This is a genomic window from Priestia sp. KCTC 13724, from assembly GCF_056820425.1.
In genome coordinates this window covers 14,866-32,692 of the sequence record NZ_JBXDLD010000030.1, presented here as the reverse complement: position 1 = coordinate 32,692, position 17,827 = coordinate 14,866, and the positions used below count along the sequence as shown (strand labels likewise).

Here is a 17,827-nt window from a genome sequence, read left to right as displayed (position 1 = left end):
ATGAACGTATCCGTTATCATTCCAGCATGTAATGAAGAAGAGTCATTGCAAAGTGTGATTCAGGAAATAAAAAAGATAGCACCTTTTGAAATCATTGTTGTTGTAAATGGGGCCACTGATAATACAGCTTTAATTGCAAAACAAGAAGGGTGTAAAGTGTTAACGTACGAAGAGAAGCTTGGGATTAACATTGGTCGAGCAATTGGAGCAAAAAAAGCAAAGGGGGATATCCTTGTATTTCTAGACGGAGATATCGTTGTACCCTTTGAAGAACTAAACCAGTATGTGCAAGCAATTAAAGATGGCCATGACCTTGCATTGAATGACTTGGAATGGACAATGAAGCGAAAAATTCGTCCTCACGTAGTGGCTGTCTCAAAGTATATGCTTAATTTAAGCTTAAAAAGACCAGATTTAACAGTTCAAGCAGTTACCGCAATTCCACATGCTATAAAGCGCTCAGCAGCTGAAGAAATCGGCTTTGAGAATTTAGCGCATCCCCCATTAATGCAGACACTTGCTATTTTAAAAGGAATGTCTGTTGTATATCCTTGTTCCACAGATGTTATTTATACCAACCGTATTCGTAATACCCACAAGACGCTTGTTCCTAATTCTCCGTTTCCCTTTTCAACCGAATCAATTTTAGCTGATCATTTAAAAGCTTTTTCTCACTTAATTCATCAGAAAGGAGTAAGGGGAGGACTTACGGATGGAAATCGTAACCGTACGATTGTATCAGAATATACACCCACTCTCCTGAAAAAAGAGAGATGTAAAACAAGTGCGATTATTCCAGTTGGAGAAGAAAGAGAAACGATTCATCTTGTTATTCAAGAAGTGCAAAAAGCAGGTGTTGAAGAAATTATTGTGGTAGCAAATGGGTCAGATGAAATAACGATTTCAAGAGCACGTGAAGCAGGCGCAACGGTGCTTGTGTATCCAAATAGGCTTGGACATAATGTTCCAAGAGCAATTGGAGCAATGTATAGTTCAGGTGATATTTGCTTGTTTATTGACGGTGATATCGTTATTTCTGCTGAAAATCTTCAACATTTCATCCGTGCAGCTGAAAATGGAGTTGATGTTGCGCTCAATAATTTGGAGTGTTTATTAGATCAAGTCCATCCTCTACATTCTGTTAGTGCTGCAAAGTATTTTTTAAATGCTATTAGTAAGCGTCCAGATTTAACCATTAACACAACAACTGCAATTCCTCACGCAATAAAAAGAGAAGTAATAGAGAAAATCGGGTACGAATCGCTCATCATTCCTCCTTTATTTCATTTGAAAAGTTTGTTAGCAGGTTTTACGGTTAAGGCGATTCATTTTGTAGACGTAGCGCGCACCAATCGCATTCGAAAAGAGCACTTAAAGACAACAGGATTGCCTCAATCAACGGAAAGGATTTTAGGAGACCATATTGAAGCAATTGCTTATCTACTCAATCAAACAACGGAAAGAGGTCTCTTTTTAAAAGATACAAGAAGACATGACATTTTGTCTGAGGTGATGCGTGATGAAAACTAAAAAAGTAGCAGTATTAGGACTTGGATACGTGGGATTACCCTTAGCATTATTGGTTGCTAAAAAAGGTTTTGATGTGATAGGTCTTGATGTTGATCGTAGCAAAGTGAACCTACTTCATCAAAGGAAAAGCTATATTCCAGATGTATCAAATGAGGAGATTAAAAGAGAAAAGAAATTTAAAGCTCAATGTTTACAAGACGGAATTGAAGAGTTTAAACAGTGTGAATATGTAATTGTGACGGTTCCAACACCAATTAACGATCAGCACGAACCAGACTTAACAGCAATGATTAAGGCTTCAGAGTTTTTGCAAAAGGAAATGGTTGCCGGACAAACAGTAATCTATGAGAGTTCAACTTATCCAGGTACGTTAGAAGAAATTGTTTTACCAATTCTTTTAAAATCAAAGCTACAAGTAGGAAGCGACTTTTATCTCGCTTATTCTCCTGAAAGAGTAGACCCAGCAAATACGCACTATCACATTGAGCAAATCCCTAAAGTGATTAGTGGATATACGGAAAGCTGCTTACAAAAAATTAGCGAATTTTATGGTAGCATCTTTCAAAAAGTAGTTCCTGTTTCGTCACCAAACGTGGCTGAAATGTGTAAACTATTTGAAAATATTCAACGGTTAGTTAATATTTCTCTTGTGAACGAAACAAATGTATTATGTGAACAGCTGAACATTGATTTTTATGAAGTACTTGAAGCAGCAGCAACGAAACCATTTGGATTTACTCCTTATTATCCCGGACCTGGAATTGGTGGGCACTGTATTCCTGTTGACCCACTTTACTTTGTATGGAAGCTCAAACAGGCTGGTTTAAAAAGTGAACTCATTCAAGCAGCTCATGAAATAAATGAACAAATGACTGAACATGTTGTGACACTCGTTGAAAAGCAGCTTGATAAGAATGAGAAAAATGTTTTGGTCATTGGCATCGCGTATAAACGGGATGTAAACGATGTACGGGAGTCACCAGCATTGCCTATATGCAACGAGCTAATTACAAGAGGGTATAATCTATCATATCATGATCCATATATCGACACTTTTACGCTAAATGGTTGCAACATTCAGTCTGTAGAGCTTACTAAACAAGCGGTGCAAACAGCCAATGTAGTCTTAATCTTAACCGACCATCAAAACATTGATTGGTCACTTGTGAAAACTGCCGCGAAAATAGTGGATACAAGGGGAGTATTAAGGCGTTAAAAAGGAGGGCGTAATGTGAAGAAGCTTTCAATCATTCTAATTGTTCAAAATGATGAAGCGACAATCAGGCAAGTCATTCGCAGTACTCGCTGTTTAAATCCTCATGAAGTGATTGTCTTAGCCAAGCAGTCAATGGATGAATCGGTTTTAATTGCAAAAGAAGAAGGCTGTATTGTGAAAATAGAGAATGGTGAAGAAACAGCACATGAATTGCGAATGAAAATAACTCGCATGTGTAAGGGAGACGCCTTTTTATATTTAGACAGCGATTATATGATCTCAGAGAAACAAGTAAAACAATTTGTTCAACCACTTTTATTTAGTCATTGTGATGTGGTTTTAAACAAATGGGATGAAGCATTTCAGCATGATTTTGGAAGGTTTGAAGTCATGTGGAGCAGGGTTCTACATGATATGTGTAATAAACCTCATTATACCAATGCTTATCTTTCTCCTCCATATGCATTTACTAAGGAAGTATATAGTCAATTATCCTCTGCTGCTTGTACAAATCCTCTCGCTTTATTTGTTGAACTACAAACGAACTCCTTCCGAACAAGCCATCACCTTTCCATTACAACTTTTGGAGAAGGGAAGTTTGCTCCTGGTGCTTTTGAAAACAAACGAGCTGAATATAAAGAAAGATATAAGGAGCTCTTGGACAATTATATAGCTAAAACAGAAGCTGTTTCAAAAGCTATGAACAGAACGGATGCTTATCAGCCGTATGAAAACATTAGCAAAGGGTGGGGAAAACTTTCCTCTTTTTATAAAGGAAAGCAGCTATCAGTTGTCATACCAGTAAAAAATGAAGTGAAAACGCTACAAGAAGTGATCAAAGAGGTTCGGAAGCTTGAGCCTCTTGAAGTTATAGTTATTGTGAACGGCTCTACGGATGAGTCAGAACAAATTGCCAAAAATATGGGAGCGAAAACAATTGTTTATAAGAATGCGTTAGGGCATGATGTAGGTCGAACGATAGGTGCCGAGGTTGCAAAGGGAGACATTATTTTATTTGTAGATGGAGATTTTAGTATTAAGGCTTATGATTTATACCCCTTTGCAAGAGCAATAGCAGATGGCTTAGATGTAGCTTTAAATAAAAGTGAAGATGAAAAAAGCTTATCTCATAGTGTGCAGGCTTGGAAATTTCTATTAAATGAAATGAACGACAGAGGAGATTTATGGATGAGCTCGCTAACTGCAGTTCCGCATGCGATTAGCAAACAAGCGATAAATAAGATTGGTGCTCACATTCTCTCTAGTCCTCCTATGGCGATGTTGAAGTGCTTTCAAAATCAATTAAGCATAGCTTCTGTTCATGACGTTAACGTAAATAAACAGAATCGTTTTCGATTTCATGAGTATCTTCCAACAAATGTAATTAACTCAACGGCAGAGCTTATTATTAAAGAGTATATGAGAGCTTTTTATTTAAGCTGATAGCAAAAATAAACCTACTTACTAATAAAATGTAAGTGGTTTATTTTTTGTTACATAATTATAATATAAAAATAACTTGTAATTATATATATATTGCTACTAAAATAGTGATAGAGGATACATAAAAGGAGGAACTAACATGAAGAGTTATACAATTGGTACATTCTTTATACGTGTTGTATTAGGGTTAACATTTTTTATTCATGGCCTAAGTAAATTTCAAGGCGGAATTGACGGAACTGTAGGTTTTTTTGAAAGCATTGGTATCCCTGGTTTCATGGCTTATGTAGTAGCAATTATAGAACTAATTGGTGGAGTTGCTGTTATTGTTGGACTAGGCACACGAATTGTTGCAGCATTGTTTGTTTTTGTTATGCTAGGAGCTATTTTTACAGCAAAACTGGGAGCGCCATTTGTGGGAGGATATGAGTTAGATATTGCACTTCTAGCTATGTCTTTACATCTTGTCTTTGCAGGAAGTGGAGCATTATCTTTGGATCAGCTCTTGAGGAAAGATGAAAGCTACTTGTAAAAGAAGGGGCGCAGTTCAAGGGTGTGCTTCTTTACTATAAGAAAACGTTAATCGTTTTCAATTTAACATGGTAATATTTTTATCACTAAATGGTATTGAAAATTCGTGAAAAAAGAGTAGAATGTAGGAATATCCTTTTTAAAAAAGGGTATAGAGAAAAGCAGGCGCTTAACCGGGATGAACAGCGTATATTTCAAAGTAGAAAAGGAGATGTTCATATGCCAATCATTCTAAAAGATGTTGTAGTGGGGTTTTTCTCAATGGCCGCTGCAGGTCTATTCGCTTTTCAAGGAATCGAAGTTGTGTCAGCAGTTGTAGACCTAGTACAATCTTGGAAACAAAACTAACATTCAATTATAAGAGAAAGAGACTGAGATATAAGTAGTTCAGCCTCTACTATACCTGAACGATTGAGAATTCATAACTTTTAATCGTTCAGGTTTTTTTGGTTGATTGTGAAAACAATGTTGGAAACAGGGTGGAATGGAGCGTAGGACACTCGACTCCTGCGGGAAAGAGAGGGAAACCTGAGATCCCGCAGCGCAGAAGCTCAGGTTCTTCCCCGCGGAAAGCGAGTGACCGTAGCGCAATGGAACGAACGTGTGGAGACAAACCAAAGAGATGGGAATAGCTAGTGTTCGTTTTTTAGAAGCAATCATTTTGTTATGTCCCAAACTCTTTTTTTATCTCTTCTGATTGCAAAATAAGTAAATACATATAGTAGGAGGAAATGAACGGTTCATATGCTGTATACTATTAGTAGATAAAATTCCATGAAAATTGTACAAGGTACAACAGGGGGGAAAGTGATGAACTGTGGAAAGTGGATGATTTTAGGGATAGTTAGTACAAGTATTGTACTTACGGGATGTGGAAAAGAGAAAAGTAGCAGTGAGCATGAATCTCATTCACATCATGAAATTGAAACGACAGCGGACATTCGTGAAGAAACAAAAAGCAATGAAATTTTACCAACGTTTTTAAATGATAAAGACGAGAATATGAAGGTTGTATATCGCTCAGTTGGTAAGCATAAAGAGCTTCTTGAAAAGATTCCATGCTACTGTGGCTGTGGTGATACAGTAGGGCATACAAGTAGCTATGATTGTTTTATTTATGAAAACAAAGTAGGTGGAGCTGTTGTATGGGATGATCATGCAACAAGGTGTGGGATATGCTTAGACATTGCTGCGCAGTCGGTAATTGAATACAGTCAAGGTAAAAGTATAAAGCAAATTCGAAATGATATTGATGAAAAGTATAAAAAAGGATACGGAAAACCTACTCCAACTCCTAAGATATAGCAATGCCTGGAATGGAATGTTAAGTATAAAATTCCTTCCAGGCATTTTATTTTTTGATAAAAATAAAATGTGTTATAATTAGAATAGTTAGAAAGTTTGAGTGGGAGAGGAGAGGTAATAATGCAAACCCCAGAAAGTTTAGAAGGGCCAGAGTATAAGTCGATGTTAATAGAAGAAGCGGTAAATCAAAAGTTGTATGATGAACAGAAAACCTATAATCTGTTAGGAAGAGTAATTTTAATTAGTTCATTATTACTTGTGTTCTTTGTATTATGGGGAGTGTTTAGTTTCTTTACAACGTAAAACGCTGCATGGAAGGCGAGCATCCACACAGCGTTTTTTTATTTTACTTCTTCAACTGATTGTTCTAATTCATTAACTTCAGTTTCGATATTTTCAAGCTCTTGTTTTATTTGGCTTTCTGCTTCTAGCGTAGGCACTTCTCCAATTGTTTCTTCCTCAACCTCTGTGCGTTCAGTAGTAGCGGCAGCTTCAAGTTCTTCAGTCGATGGACGAAGTGATTTTACTTTGTTTACAACTTGAACAGACTGTTCTGATACCACTTGTGAAATGCGTGCAGTGCGTTGCTTTAAGTCTTGTCCTTTTGCATAGACGCTTTCTTTGACTTGACCAGTTTTTGCTAATGCTTGATTTGCTTGATCTTGAATGCTAGCGCGGAGCTCTTTTCCTGACTTTGGAGCTACTAGCAGTGCAGTTGCAACCCCGACAACGCTTCCTACAATGGTACCTACTAAAAGCTCTTTACTACCTCTGTTTACAACTTGTTTTACATTTTCTTCTTTCATGACATATACCTCCTCTTATAATATGTAATCATATGAAGGACCTACCATTTTGTTGAATACTTCCTGCAAAACATATTGCGTTAGTAAAAAAAATCTGCCGCTTGCCGTCGGATGCTCGTACAGGTTGATGAATTTTGATTGTTATATAATATTCAACCATCCTTCCAAGAACCCTTCTTTTTTGACATAAAAATTGTAAAAAAACTTATCTTTAAAATACGACACAATAAAACGACAAGATCCGTTTTGGATTCGTTGGATTTTTAAAAGAAAGTTTTATATGATAGAGTGTGAAACAAAATGCTTGTTGAATGTGTTGGAGGGATTTATACATATGTCTACATCAAAATATCGAACAATTTTTGAAGCGAAGCCCGGCGAACTTGAAGAACTAAAAAATAAAGCGAAGCAGGATAGCTGGCAACCTATTTATCATATCTATCCTGAATATGGCTTAATGAACGACCCAAATGGTTTAATCCAACTTAATGGAGAATATCATGTTTTCTATCAGTGGTATCCTTACGGAGCAATTCACGGTATGAAGCATTGGGCACATGTGAAATCAAAAGATTTAGTAAACTGGGAGAGACTTCCTGTAGCGGTTGCGCCGACAGAAAAGTATGAGTCACATGGGGCATATTCTGGAGGTGCCATTGTGAAAGATGGAAAAGGGCTCCTTTATTATACGGGAAATGTAAAGTATGAAGATGGATCTCGTACAGCAAATCAATGCATGGCCATCTTACATGAAGATGGTACCGTAGAAAAGTACAGTCAGAATCCTGTAGTAGAAGGCGTGCCAGTTGGTTATACCGGACATGTTCGTGATCCAAAGGTATGGAAAGAAAACGACATGTACTACATGCTTCTAGGAGCACAGCGCGAAAACGAAACGGGAACGTTAATTGTATATGAATCAACTGATGCGCTCGATTGGCGTTTTAAAGGTGAAGTAAAAACGAAGCTGCCGGATTTTGGCTATATGTGGGAGTGTCCTGATTACTTTAAATTAGATGGAAAAGACGTTTTTGTGTTTTCACCGCAAGGCATTCAGGCAGAAGGTCATAATTTTCATAATATCTATAATGTTATTTATGCAGTAGGCACATTTAATCTAGATGATCTAACGTTTGACATGGAAGACTATCGTGAAATCGATAAGGGTTTTGATTTTTATGCTCCCCAAACGTTTGAAGACGAACAGGGAAGACGTTTAATGTTTTCCTGGATTGGAAATCCAGACGTCGAGTATCCATCTGATCAATATGGTTGGGCTCACGCTTTAACTCTTCCGCGTGAGCTGTCATTAGAAGGAACAGAATTAGTGCAAAAGCCTGTTTCTGAACTAACAAAGCTTCGCGATGATGCAGTTCATTTTCGCGGGCGTTTAACAGACGAAGAAGTTATTATTGATGAAGCTACTAACAATGCCTATGAGATAGATATGAGCTTTACGAATATTGAAGCTTCTCAAGTAGGCTTTCAGCTTTTTAACAGCAAGGAAGAAACACTAACGCTTGTTTTTGATCATGAAAAAGAAGAAGTGCGAGTAGATCGTTCTCATTTCAAACATCAATATGCTACAGATTACGGAGTTGTAAGAACGGAAAAATGGGAATCAGCTTCTTGTGTTGATGTTCGTATTTTCGTTGATAAAAGTATTCTAGAAGTATATATTAACGGCGGAAAAACAGTATTTACTTCACGCATATTCCCACAAAAAGATTCGAAGTCAGCTGTTACGGTATTTGCAAAAGGCGAAGCAAATTATCAAATTGCCTACTATGGGTTATCACGTGGAATCTAGAAGCGGTAAGAAAGGTCAAGACTTGTTCTTGGCCTTTTGATTTTGAATATAACAAATTTGATACATTATGTTGTGGAAAGCTAAGAAATCAAATTCTTAGCTTTTTTATCTTTATACTTGTTTTTTAAAATTAAATTGTGTACAATTGAATCAACGAAAATACAAAAGGAGAAATGAATTAATGAAAACTTTATATGAAACAACGGTTATTAATACAGGTGGAAGAAGTGGTGAAGTACATTCGCCAGATAATATTTTTAACTTAGAAGTTGCTGCACCATCATCACTAGGAGGTAATGCCACAACCGAAACAAATCCAGAGCAATTATTTGCGGCTGGCTACAGCACATGTTTTAATAGTGCTTTAGAATTCATGTTGAAAAGACACAGCGTTGAGATTGAAAGCAGTAAGGTCACCGCTACTGTACGTCTTGGTACAGATGCTAAAGATCAAGGAGTTAAATTAGAAGTGGATTTAACGGTTCATGTGGAAGGACTAGATTTAGAGATTACGAAGAAATATGTAGAAATGGCCCATTCCTATTGCCCGTATTCAAAAGCAATTAGCGGTAATGTTGATGTGAAAATTGACGTTGTTTAATTAAGCGAGCTCCCATGAAGATATTTTCATGGGAGCTCTTTTATATCAAATGGGACATAAATTAAATGTAGGACGACCGATTCGTATACATTAAAAACGTGCTGTGGTAGACTGAAAAGTAAGAGTTAGCGACATTGGAGGGGAAATAATGTATACGGTATTTTCAACATTTGATGTACCTGATGAAAAGGCAGAAGAAGTCATCAACATTTATCAAAAGCGATCAAGGAAAGTTGATCAAGCTCCTGGTTTTGTGGATTTTCAGCTGTTACAAAATGATAAGCGTGCAGGAGAGCTGACGGTGCAGCTTACATTTGAAACGAAAGAGTCTTATTTAAAATGGGTGCGAAGCAAGGAATTCAAGGAAATTCATGAGCTTAAAAAGAGATATCCAGATCAAGAATTAGCAGCGGTCATTCCGAGCATACGTCAATATAAGGTTGTGGCTACATGACAAACCTTCCTGTAAATAAAATTGTAGAAAAGGTAACAGAACAAATTTATGAGCAAGAGCCTACGCTTTTACAAAAATTTGGTGAACGAGGGAAGCAAAAGTGAATCGAGGACAATCACTACCACATGAGATAGTTACATACGTCATACCTGCTTCAAAATGAAGCTGTGTTTAGCGATTACGCCTTATGGTTAAATAGTTTGTTAACGAGTCGAGGCATGAAAACGAAGCATATCATTGATAATTTTATCCTTATTGAAGAAGTTCTTTTGGAACTAGCTGGAGATAGTGACGAACCAGCTAAATCGTACATCTTATATTTGCGAGCGGCGAATGAAGTGTTACGAAGAGAGGAGAAAAACGATTCGATTACTGACGAAAAATGATGCAAGACAATACGTAAAGCTAAGGCTTGAATCGCTTTTGGAAAGCCCAGCTGCCTTTTTAAAAACCTATGATGAAGAAGCTAGCACTCCTCACTTAGAAGAAGAGATGGGAGAGAAACTAGTGAAAGAGCATTTTTACACATTCGGTTCATTTCGAGGTGAACAGCTTATAGGAATGATTACACTTCAAGCAGAACAGCCTTTAAAAATTCGCCATAAAGGTAACCTTTTAGCAATGTATGTAGCAAAAGACGCACGAGGAAAGGGAGTTGCAAAAGAGCTTGTGCAAGTTGTGTTGGATAAAGCAAAACAATTAGGACTTGAACAGCTGCAGCTCACCGTTGTTTCAACGAATAAAGAAGCAATCGCGCTATACGACTCGTTTGGGTTTGTGACCTATGCGGTTGAACGAAATGCACTAAAGTATAAAGGACAGTACTGGGACGAAGAGCATATGGCTTTATCATTAAGATAAGCTTCATAATGTTGATAGTAAATCATTGATTTTTAGGAGCTACTTATATGGTTATATACAAAACAAGCCCGCATTAAAGAATGAAGAGGGCTTGTTTTATCTATATAGAAGTAACAGTAGAATAATGGTGTACCTTTAACAAATTAAGATTGAGAGAGCTCTTTTTGTCCTACTTTTTTGATTAAGACAAATCCGATAATGACAGCAAAAAACGCAAGAATCATGATGCTAGCAAATACCGTATGAATACCGACAAAGAGATGCCCTTGAACAGAAGCTAACGTATCAGGATCTACCTTTTGGTGCTCAAATGATGAATTAATCATTGAACTATCACCGCCGTTTGCATTCACTTGAAGGTTAAAAAGAGTACCAAATACGGCAGCTCCTAAAGTCTGGCTAAATGTATTCGTAAAGGTATTTAAAGAAATAGCTGTTCCACGTTTTTGTTGTGGTACAGAGCCTTGAATAATTAGCATGAGTACGGGCGTAATAATTCCCATACCTAGGCCGAGAATTCCAATTGAAGCATAAATGGACCAATCAGATGATTCCTGTGTTAATGAAAATAAAAAAGACGTTGCAATCAATAAAAAAATTGTTCCAAGCGTAATGACATATGTAGGTCTTAGCTTTGCAACCAGATGCCCTGAGAAAATAGAGGCAATTGTCCAACAAACTGGCATTGGCATTAACATAAAGCCAGCAGCTGTGGCGCTTTTTCCGAGAATTCCTTGCGTGAATAAAGGAAGGTATACTGTAATGCTAATTAGAATACCGCCCATAAATAGTGTTAAAAAGTTAACGGTTGTAATGGTAGAATTCGAAAAAAGATTGAGCGGTACAAGCGGTTCAGGAGACCTTTTTTCAATCCAAATGAAAAGAATGAATAGTACAAACGCGCTGCTAAACAAACCAATAAGTAAATCATCTGTCCACTGCTGTGTTTGGCTGCCTGTTAAAAGTGCATAAAGTAAAGCGATAACTCCTAATGAGAAAGTAACAGCACCTGGGTAATCAATATGTCGTTTTTCTTTTTGAATTTGTTCTTTATAATATTTCACAATCATAAACAAGGATAAAAGACCGAATGGAACGTTTAAAAAGAAGATGTAACGCCATGACAGCGTATCAACTAAAAATCCTCCTAATAATGGACCAATGACGCCAGAAACACCCCACACAGCGCTAATCCACCCCTGTGCTTTTACACGAGCTTGAGCTTCTTTATTTAAGTCACCAATGATGGTCATTGTAATTGGCATAACTGCTCCTGCACCCAAGCCTTGAAAAGCACGAAAGATGATGAGCTGTGTCATATTCATTGCCATTCCACATAGAATTGATCCAATTAAAAAGATAATAATACCAACTAACAATACGCGTTTGCGTCCGAATAAATCAGCAAGCTTTCCATAAATAGGCGTTGAAACAGCCGTTGCTAACATGTAAATTGCATAGACCCAGCTCACTAGTTCAATACCTGATAGATCACTTGTAATTCTAGGCGTAGCGGTACTGACGATCGTTCCTTCCATCGCTGCTAGTGATGTAACGAGCATGAGTGCAATCATAATTTGTTTTTTCATAGAAGCAGCCTTCCTTTCTTAAATAACTCCAAACTTTTACAGTATATCTTATTTAATATTATTAAACAATAAAGCTATTAAAAAATAACCAAGCATTCGAATTGTATGCTTGGTTATTTTGCAAGAAATCGTTTCCGCTTATAAATGAATTTGCCTATATAATAAAGTGCAACGGTTAAAAGAACAACCCCTGCAATGACGTATTCATTAATCATATCTGATAATAATCCTGCTGATAAAAGAGATAAGATGGTGAAGTAAATGAGGTTACCCGATGCCGTCCCCCATAAAAACTGCTGAAAGCGAATAGAGCTAACGGCGGCTACGAAGTTAATAAGACTAGTCGGAATGAACGGAAAAACTCGTACTTGAAAAACGTAGCTTGTTCCGTTTGCTTCAATTTTTTCAAGTAAAGAAGGCTTTATTTTTTTTAATAATCCATCCTGGAAAACATAGCGAACCATTAAAAAGACGCAAGCTGCTGCTAGCATACTCGTAAACCAACTCCAAATCAATCCTAGTTCGAATCCTAATAGATTTATGTTAATGGCAATGATTAATACAAGTGGAATCATGGTAAACGCATTTTGCACAAGCATGGCAACTAGCGTGAACAGCAGTGTTATTAGTAAGTTTTCTTTTAAAAAGGCTGTTATCTTATCCATATCACCAGTGCGAATCGAATTAAATAAATCAGTATTAGTAATACAAATGATTAATACAATAGCGACTAGAAAGAGCAAGCCTGCTTTTATCCACGTTTTAATTTGAAATCACCTTTTTCATTTGTTAAGTTAACAAACAGTAAATAGGCTTTTATTATATCTTAGCTCTCTGAAAATGAACATTAATTTACTATGGAAGGGAACTAAACTTACATGAATAAGTAGAGAAAAGGTATGATACGATAGGGTTAATAAAATAAGCGGGAGACAAGTATGAAGGACACATATAAAGATTTTGCTGAATTATCAAAGTTTGAACGAGCTGAAAAGGATTATCGAATTAGAACACAAGCAACCTCATCTGAACTGCTAGTGCTAGCCATTCACGGTGGGAGAATTGAGCAAGGAACATCGGAAATGGCTATTGCTATTGCAGAGAAACAAAATAGCTATTATCTGTTTGAAGGGATGAAAAGTGCTCAAAATCGTAAACTGCATATTTCATCTTCTCATTTTGATGAGCCTACTTTATTATCTATGTTGAAAGAAGCAGAATATGTTCTTAGCATTCATGGATATAAGGAGACAAAGAAGAAGCATACGCTAATCGGTGGGTTAGATGAAGAGAGAAAGAAGTGGGTATACAAGGCGTTGAGAGATGCGTCGTTTAGTGCTGAAATTGTTGGTCAAGACCACTTGTTATCAGGTACGCACAAGCATAATGTTGTGAATAAAGGAAAGCGAGAAAAAGGCGTCCAACTTGAAATTAGCTATCAAGAAAGAGACAGCTTTTTTCTAACAAAAAACCAGTATACGAATTCTTTTTATCGCTATGTAGCAGCAGTTCAATTGGCATTTGTAGAAAACGGCACACCCTAGGATGTGCCGTTTTCTTGGCCTGAGCAAATGCTTTGTAAATAATCACGAATAACAGCTTCAACTCTGTCGCTAGTTACTCGATCTCTGTCAAACATTGCGTGCAGTGCTAGCCCATCAATTAAAGCATAAAGCTTTTCTGATTCCAGGTCAGTGTTTATCTTTTCTTTTAATACGTTTTCATTTTCTAGGTAAAGCATAATTTTTTTCATACCGGAGAAAATTCCATCATCAATAGGTCCTTGATTTTTATGTTTATGATGAGCTGTGAAAATAAGCCAAACCTCCATTTCAGCCATTTTTTCATCATTAGTTGGAACGATCTCTAGCAGCATTTTTAATACTTTTTCCTGTGGAGGAAGGTCCTGTGAAGCAATTGAAACAATTCGTCGCTCAGCTTGTTCTTTAACTAGTTCCATGGCATAAGCTAATAAGTCATCTTGGGAAGAAAAGTAGTGACGCAAGGAGCCAAGTGATAAATTTGCTTCCTTCGCAATATTTCTAACGGTAGTACCTTCCATCCCTTGCTTTAAAATAACTCGCCATGTTGCTCTGGCAATTTGTTCTTTTCGTTTTTGATGATCAACTAATTTTGGCATGAATTTATTGTAGCAATAAAAAAGACAAGTTGCAATTTTACAATACAGTTGTATTAATAAAAAAGAAATGCTAAAATGGATTTAAATAATACAACTGTATTAAAAAGAGGGGTGGAGGCTTGAATTTTATTGCTTGGATGATTGTAGGGTGCGAAATTGCTTTTTGGATTGTTATTTTGTTAGGGTTAACAACACGATATATAGCTAAAAAAGAAAAGATGGGTTTTTTCCTTTTAGCATTAACGCCGGTTATTGATTTGATCTTATTGCTTGTTACTGGAATTGATTTATATAATGGTACGAAAGCGACGACTGTTCATGGTATTGCAGCCATTTATATTGGAGTATCGCTGGCATTTGGTAAGAGCATGATTAAATGGGCAGATGAGCATTTCTTATATTATGTGATGAAGCAGGGGCAAAAACCAATCAAACGTTTTGGAAGAGAGCACGCTAATCATGGGCTAAAGGGATGGTTTCAACATTTAGTTGCGTATGGAATAGGAGCTGGTCTTTTAGGTGCGCTTATTTATCTATTAAATGATTCACAACAAACAGAAGCGTTAAGCGGTATACTGCGAATATGGTCTTTAGTTTTAGCCATCGATTTGTGTATCACCATTAGCTATTTTATCTGGCCAAAAAAGATGAAAGAAACAATTAAACAGTAAGCTGTCCAGTGCTCACTTGTAGGTGAGCATTCTTTTTTGATGAAAGTAGGATAATAGGATATATTTCGGTTATTTGAAAATTTTCAACTTATTTACACTGATATCCTTTATAATAGAAAACGTTAGAGAAATGATAGATAAGGGAGAAAGAGAATGGACATTTTAAGTGCAGAGTTTTTGTCAGCGCTTCTTGCTATTATTATTATTGATTTAGTTTTAGCTGGCGACAACGCAATTGTAATCGGTTTAGCAGCAAGAAAGTTACCCAAACATCAGCAGAAAAAAGTAATCATTTGGGGAACAATTGGAGCAATTGTTATTCGTATGCTTGCAACATTAGCAGTTGTTTGGTTATTAGAGATTCCAGGTTTACTTTTAGTTGGAGGAATTTTATTAACGATCATTGCGTATAAGCTCTTGGTTGAAGATCAAGATCATGATGTAAAAGCTGGAGATAGCATGTGGGCTGCAATTCGTACAATCATTATTGCAGATGCATTAATGGGGTTAGATAACGTATTGGCAGTTGCCGGTGCAGCACATGGAAGCTTTTTATTAGTAGTACTAGGGTTGTTAATTTCAGTTCCTATTGTGATGTGGGGAAGCACGTTAATTTTAAAATGGGTAGAAAGGTTTCCGATTATTATTACAATTGGAGCGGCAGTACTAGCTTGGACCGCTTCTAAAATGATTGTTGGCGAGCCGTTTCTAAAGCCTTATTTTGAAAATGGTTTCGTTAAGTATGGTTTTGAAGTGTTAGTCATTGCTGTAGTTATTGGAGCAGGGAAAATGAAACAAAGGAAAGCACAAAAGCAATCTGTAGAAGAAACTATTGAGAAAGCTCAATCTTTTTCTAAGTAGAACCGAGCTTATAACCCAAACAAAAAGAGGTGCATTTCGCACCTCTTTTTGTTTGGGTTGAATTATAGGCTTATGAGATGTCCGTACTTTTTAGCATAGCTTTATAGATAAGCTTTGTTAATTGTTCGGCACCTTCTGGAAGAAGATGAACGCCATCCTTGGTAAAGTATTCTGGATGATTGGCTCCTAAAGTATGCCAATCAACAAGCATCACGTTTTTAGATTCTTTTGCTGCTTTTTCTAACTTCTCATTTACTTCTGTTTCCCATTGTCGTGGAACTCGTGCATTGATGAGATACACATCTGCTTTTGAGAACTGCTTAAGTAGTTCATCTAGCTGTTCTTCTGTAAAGTAACCATTCGTACCAAGTTGAATAATAACTGCACTAGAAGGTTCGTTAAACTGAGCATAGTTCTTTGCGACGTTTAACGCTTCTGATAGCTGTCGACCAACTTTGCCATCAATTACAATATTAGGATAAGTTTCTTGCAGGAGGTCAGCTAAGTTAAGCATGACTGAATCACCAATTGATAGAACTTGAGTATAGGAAGGTTCCTTTGCCGATGATTCTTTTTCTTTCAGATTGTTATCCTGTGATATTGGCTTTGCTGTTGTTTCAATATGAACGGCTTCAGGCTGTTTGCTTTCTGTTTTTTTAGGTTCTAAAATCCCCGTAATGCCAAGTGTAAACAATAAGAAAAAAATAACAAATACTATAGGCGCAGCAAATTTTAGATGAGAACGAAATGTAGCCGACGGTTTGAATGTTGGCAGTGTTTGCCTAAAGAAGGTTTTGAAGCCTTCTTTTCGTATAGGTTGTTCAATAAATCGATAAGAGATTTCTGCGATGAAGCATGTCGCTATAACTTGTAAGCTGATATGTACATAATTGAACTCACCAAATTCAGTAGTAGGTGTTGTTAATGTAATAATAGGGTAGTGCCATAAGTAAATGCCATACGATCGTGTACCAATCCATCGTAACGGCTTAAAAGATAGTAGTTTACCAATTATGCTACTAGGGTGTGAAATCGTTGCGACGAGGACAGCGGCATTTAAACTAACTAAAAGCATACCTCCTCGATACATTGATGGGGCAAATTCATTTAGTAATGAAGTGCATAAAAACACTAACAGCAAGCTTGTAAGGCCAGCAACGTTTAAAATGAACTTTCCTGTGCTTGGGACATTTTTAGAAGATAAGCGATAGAGTGGCCAAACAAATGCTAAGCAACATCCAATTAGCAATTCGAATGATCGTGTATCAGTGCCGTAATAAACGCGACTGGGGTCCATACCTGGTTCATATAGAGCTCCCATTAATAGTGCAGACACTAAGGCTCCGCAGCTTATAATGAAAAGAACAGTCTTTTTCTTCCTTGTAAACCGCAGTCCAATTAGCAATAAAAGTGGCCATATGATATAAAATTGCTCTTCGATTGCAAGTGACCATAAATTTTTTATGGGAGAAGGTGATTGAAAGCTATCAAAATATGAAACATCTTGAAAAATAAACCACCAGTTACTTACATAGAGCAATCCTGCTATCGCATCCCCTTGTAAAGTAGATAAAAGAGATGGTTTGAATAAAACCGTCCAAGCAACTACGCATACAACCATGAAAAAAGCTGCAGGAAACAACCTTCGTATTCGGCTTTTAAAAAACGAAGGAAGGAGCAGTTTTTGGTGCTCGTCATATTGTTTCAATAAAATAGATGTAATTAAGTAGCCTGATAAAACAAAGAAAATGGACACGCCTAAGAAGCCACCGCTTGCCCAACTAAAGCCATAATGATATGCAAATACAAATAAAACAGCTAGCGCTCGAAGTCCATCTAACCCATGAACGTATCGATGCTGTAGCTGAGTGTTAGCCATATTAAAGACTCCTTTACAATCTAAATTGTCATGTGTATGTAAATAATATTTTTATGAATCTGAAAGATAACCTTTGAAAATTTCAGAACAAACCACAAGATATATGGTACAAAGAATTATTTTACCCGTA

20 protein-coding genes are annotated in these 17,827 nt (G+C 36.8%); 15 read left to right on the top strand and 5 right to left on the bottom strand.

Features of this window, described 5'->3' with window-relative positions:
* The 8 genes from AC1UFB_RS04910 to AC1UFB_RS04875 all read left to right on the top strand — a co-directional run bounded on the left by AC1UFB_RS04910 (position 1) and on the right by AC1UFB_RS04875 (position 6,328).
* On the top strand, positions 1–1,530 hold the full coding sequence (locus AC1UFB_RS04910) for a glycosyltransferase family 2 protein (RefSeq protein ID WP_328101339.1): 1,530 nt from the start codon (positions 1–3) through the stop codon (positions 1,528–1,530).
* Positions 1,517–2,746: a nucleotide sugar dehydrogenase gene (locus tag AC1UFB_RS04905; protein WP_198511871.1), complete on the top strand. Its 1,230-nt coding sequence runs from the start codon at positions 1,517–1,519 to the stop codon at positions 2,744–2,746. Before AC1UFB_RS04910 ends, AC1UFB_RS04905 begins: the two co-directional genes overlap by 14 nt.
* A 15-nt stretch (positions 2,747–2,761) precedes the next feature.
* Positions 2,762–4,189, top strand: coding sequence for a glycosyltransferase (locus tag AC1UFB_RS04900; RefSeq protein WP_482588658.1), 1,428 nt, complete (start codon positions 2,762–2,764; stop codon positions 4,187–4,189).
* Between the two features lie 139 nt (positions 4,190–4,328).
* Complete coding sequence (locus tag AC1UFB_RS04895) at positions 4,329–4,721, top strand: DoxX family protein (protein WP_025910831.1); 393 nt, start codon at positions 4,329–4,331, stop codon at positions 4,719–4,721.
* Positions 4,722–4,939: 218 nt separating this feature from the next.
* Positions 4,940–5,068: a hypothetical protein gene (locus AC1UFB_RS04890; RefSeq protein WP_257788897.1), complete on the top strand. Its 129-nt coding sequence runs from the start codon at positions 4,940–4,942 to the stop codon at positions 5,066–5,068.
* A gap of 131 nt (positions 5,069–5,199) precedes the next feature.
* On the top strand, positions 5,200–5,352 hold the full coding sequence (locus AC1UFB_RS04885; RefSeq protein ID WP_482588656.1) for a hypothetical protein: 153 nt from the start codon (positions 5,200–5,202) through the stop codon (positions 5,350–5,352).
* A gap of 142 nt (positions 5,353–5,494) precedes the next feature.
* A complete protein-coding gene (locus AC1UFB_RS04880) occupies positions 5,495–6,025 on the top strand; it encodes a PCYCGC domain-containing protein (protein ID WP_225002302.1) in 531 nt (176 codons plus the stop codon).
* 120 nt (positions 6,026–6,145) lie between these two features.
* Positions 6,146–6,328: a hypothetical protein gene (locus AC1UFB_RS04875; RefSeq protein WP_025910834.1), complete on the top strand. Its 183-nt coding sequence runs from the start codon at positions 6,146–6,148 to the stop codon at positions 6,326–6,328.
* 38 nt (positions 6,329–6,366) lie between these two features.
* On the opposite strand, the gene AC1UFB_RS04870 is transcribed toward AC1UFB_RS04875, so the two are convergent.
* Positions 6,367–6,831 (bottom strand): YtxH domain-containing protein, encoded by a 465-nt coding sequence (locus AC1UFB_RS04870; RefSeq protein WP_025910835.1) that lies wholly within the window; start codon positions 6,829–6,831, stop codon positions 6,367–6,369.
* A 334-nt stretch (positions 6,832–7,165) separates the two neighbouring features.
* Here AC1UFB_RS04870 and AC1UFB_RS04865 point away from each other — a divergent pair, with 334 nt between their 5' ends.
* The 4 genes from AC1UFB_RS04865 to AC1UFB_RS04850 all read left to right on the top strand — a co-directional run bounded on the left by AC1UFB_RS04865 (position 7,166) and on the right by AC1UFB_RS04850 (position 10,557).
* Positions 7,166–8,641 (top strand): glycoside hydrolase family 32 protein, encoded by a 1,476-nt coding sequence (locus AC1UFB_RS04865; protein WP_100347090.1) that lies wholly within the window; start codon positions 7,166–7,168, stop codon positions 8,639–8,641.
* A 181-nt stretch (positions 8,642–8,822) separates the two neighbouring features.
* Entirely contained in the window at positions 8,823–9,242 is a 420-nt protein-coding gene (locus AC1UFB_RS04860) for an organic hydroperoxide resistance protein (protein ID WP_328101786.1), read from the top strand.
* Positions 9,243–9,390: 148 nt separating this feature from the next.
* Positions 9,391–9,696: an antibiotic biosynthesis monooxygenase family protein gene (locus AC1UFB_RS04855; protein WP_328101785.1), complete on the top strand. Its 306-nt coding sequence runs from the start codon at positions 9,391–9,393 to the stop codon at positions 9,694–9,696.
* A gap of 288 nt (positions 9,697–9,984) precedes the next feature.
* Positions 9,985–10,557, top strand: a complete 573-nt coding sequence (locus AC1UFB_RS04850) for a GNAT family N-acetyltransferase (protein ID WP_482588652.1) — start codon at positions 9,985–9,987, stop codon at positions 10,555–10,557.
* Positions 10,558–10,700: 143 nt separating this feature from the next.
* Here the strand turns inward: AC1UFB_RS04850 and AC1UFB_RS04845 are convergent, their stop codons facing one another.
* Both AC1UFB_RS04845 and AC1UFB_RS04840 read right to left on the bottom strand, forming a co-directional pair.
* Positions 10,701–12,146: an MDR family MFS transporter gene (locus AC1UFB_RS04845; protein ID WP_025910843.1), complete on the bottom strand. Its 1,446-nt coding sequence runs from the start codon at positions 12,144–12,146 to the stop codon at positions 10,701–10,703.
* Positions 12,147–12,259: 113 nt separating this feature from the next.
* Positions 12,260–12,889: a TVP38/TMEM64 family protein gene (locus AC1UFB_RS04840; protein ID WP_062687128.1), complete on the bottom strand. Its 630-nt coding sequence runs from the start codon at positions 12,887–12,889 to the stop codon at positions 12,260–12,262.
* A 195-nt stretch (positions 12,890–13,084) separates the two neighbouring features.
* On the opposite strand from AC1UFB_RS04840, the gene AC1UFB_RS04835 reads away from it, so the two are divergent.
* Positions 13,085–13,690, top strand: coding sequence for a poly-gamma-glutamate hydrolase family protein (locus tag AC1UFB_RS04835; protein WP_025910845.1), 606 nt, complete (start codon positions 13,085–13,087; stop codon positions 13,688–13,690).
* Here the strand turns inward: AC1UFB_RS04835 and AC1UFB_RS04830 are convergent.
* Entirely contained in the window at positions 13,687–14,286 is a 600-nt protein-coding gene (locus AC1UFB_RS04830; RefSeq protein WP_482588650.1) for a TetR/AcrR family transcriptional regulator, read from the bottom strand. The two genes, AC1UFB_RS04835 and AC1UFB_RS04830, sit on opposite strands and share 4 nt — an antisense overlap.
* Positions 14,287–14,405: 119 nt before the next feature.
* Here AC1UFB_RS04830 and AC1UFB_RS04825 point away from each other — a divergent pair, with 119 nt between their 5' ends.
* Both AC1UFB_RS04825 and AC1UFB_RS04820 read left to right on the top strand, forming a co-directional pair.
* Positions 14,406–14,957 (top strand): hypothetical protein, encoded by a 552-nt coding sequence (locus tag AC1UFB_RS04825; RefSeq protein ID WP_062687133.1) that lies wholly within the window; start codon positions 14,406–14,408, stop codon positions 14,955–14,957.
* A gap of 153 nt (positions 14,958–15,110) precedes the next feature.
* A complete protein-coding gene (locus AC1UFB_RS04820) occupies positions 15,111–15,818 on the top strand; it encodes a TerC family protein (protein WP_076512781.1) in 708 nt (235 codons plus the stop codon).
* A 70-nt stretch (positions 15,819–15,888) separates the two neighbouring features.
* Here AC1UFB_RS04820 and AC1UFB_RS04815 read toward each other — a convergent pair whose 3' ends face one another.
* Positions 15,889–17,697 carry an acyltransferase family protein gene (locus AC1UFB_RS04815; protein WP_482588647.1) on the bottom strand — a complete coding sequence of 603 codons (1,809 nt, stop codon included), beginning with the start codon at positions 17,695–17,697 and terminating at the stop codon, positions 15,889–15,891.
* Positions 17,698–17,827 lie beyond the last annotated feature (130 nt).